Source organism: Pseudoalteromonas sp. GW168-MNA-CIBAN-0100, from assembly GCF_040309225.1.
Classification (GTDB): Bacteria; Pseudomonadota; Gammaproteobacteria; order Enterobacterales; family Alteromonadaceae; genus Pseudoalteromonas; species Pseudoalteromonas arctica.
Window position 1 is genome coordinate 1 of record NZ_JBEOOL010000976.1, and the last position, 243, is coordinate 243.

The following is a 243-nucleotide window of genomic DNA, read 5'->3' on the forward strand; positions in this document are numbered from 1 at the left end:
GGTTAATACTGTTAGTCTGTGTATTTTTAAGCACAAAGTGTAATGCCAGAACAATAAAATGGTTAACACATGATTTTGCGCCCTACTACATTATAAGCGGGCCGAACAAATCCCAAGGTCGTGACGAAAGTATTATTTCGCTTTTAGAACAGCAGCTGCCGCATATTACCTTTGAAAGAGTGATCATCCCCTCAGGTAAAGTGATTCAGGAACTTGCCAACCTGCAGTCTAATGCCTGTGCTT

Annotated in this window: 1 pseudogene; it reads left to right on the forward strand. The window is 41.2% G+C overall.

The features are described from left to right. Positions 1-243: pseudogene (locus AAEY62_RS24250) on the forward strand (hypothetical protein); the annotation flags it as partial.